Origin of the sequence: Novosphingobium sp. KN65.2 (genome assembly GCF_001368935.1) — a bacterium.
Classification (GTDB): domain Bacteria; phylum Pseudomonadota; class Alphaproteobacteria; order Sphingomonadales; family Sphingomonadaceae; genus Novosphingobium; species Novosphingobium mathurense.
Genome location: NZ_CCBH010000102.1, coordinates 1 through 1355, shown reverse-complemented (window position 1 = coordinate 1355; position 1355 = coordinate 1). Strand labels below are relative to the sequence as shown.

The window sequence follows — 1355 nt, the reverse complement described above, 5'->3', positions numbered from 1 at the left end:
AAGGCCCCGCTTGCGCGGGGCCATCAACTCGATGCTATGCGTCACTCAACGCATGTCGGGGGGAGGGTGCGGATTTGCCATCCACCAGTTCGGTTGCCCCCACGGCCCGTCTAACCATTCCCCATTTGTCAATTCGCCGCGAGTCCATATCCAATCGCAGCCCTCGCTATATGGCCGCCATGTGTCGCCGGTCGTCCATGCGAGAAGGATTTCAACACCAGATGGGGCTGTCTCGATAGGTTGCCAATCGTCGGTAGCCATAGATACCTCCAAATATTACCCCTCAAGAAGCGCGAGAAGCTGCACTTTCCCAAGATCGACCTCGGTTTCCTCGCCGCTGTCTTCATACTTGATCCACGCCACGCCATCGCGCGAGGGCCGCTTATTCAGGATCAGACGGGCAGGGCGCTTGCTATGGGAAACCTGCACAATGGCCTTTTTCAGCTTTAGCGGGTCTTCCTCTTTCGGTTCCTTCTCCTCCTCGGCCCCGGCGTCGTCACCAGCTCCGCCGTTGCCCTCATCGTCGCCCGCCTCCTCCTCGGCCTCGCCGCTCAAGCCGGACTCAAGGAACTCCTTCAAGAGCCGCACCGATCCGCGCGTAATCTCCTGATCGGCATCGGCCAGCCAGCGCGCCACGCCCTCGCTATGCTTCTTGTGGAGGCCCACAAGGTCATAGATCAACGTCACGTCCTTGCAACGCCCGCTCTGGAACGCCTTGGCGATCGGCTCCGGCAAATCGAGCAATGCCGCGTGCTGGGTGACAAAGGCCGGGGATTTCCCGATGGCCTTGGCAATCTCGCCCTTCTTTTTCCCGTTGGCCAGCTCGCGGCCGATGTAGTCGGCAATCTCGCGGGCCGTGAGAGCGTCACGCTGCAAATTCTCAATGACCTGATCGGCCTCGGTATAATCAGGGTCGATGAAGCCCGGAATTGTCACTTTCTCGGCCAACAGGGACGCGCGATAGCGGCGCGCGCCGTGGTTGATGAGATAGCGCCCCTCCACCTTGGGGTTGGGCCGAACGGAAATAGGCGTCTTCACGCCGCGCGCCCTGATCGTCTCGGCCATTTCCGCCAGCGAATTTTCGTCAAACTGCTTGCGGGGCTGGTGCGGGTCTTCGTCAATCAGCGCCAGCTCCAATTCGAGCGGAGCGCCAGAACCGCCCTCCGGGGCCGCAGGAGAGGCTAGGAGGCTCGAAAGGTCGCCCAACCCCTCCAACCCTAGCCCGGCGTTCTGCGCGGGCTTCTGCGTGGCCTTGGTGGACGATTTGCCCGCCTTCTTGTCCTCGGTGTTGTCGGCCATCGTCAAATCTCCATCTTTTCTTGAATGTGGCGGGCCATCGCTCGCATTTCCTTCGC

The 1355-nt window shown here is 61.0% G+C and carries 1 protein-coding gene; it reads right to left on the bottom strand.

All coding sequences use genetic code 11. From position 1 onward, the window contains the following. Positions 1 to 276 precede the first annotated feature (276 nt). A complete protein-coding gene (locus SPHV1_RS03940) occupies positions 277 to 1299 on the bottom strand; it encodes a ParB/RepB/Spo0J family partition protein (protein ID WP_044663212.1) in 1023 nt (340 codons plus the stop codon). Positions 1300 to 1355: the final 56 nt, after the last annotated feature.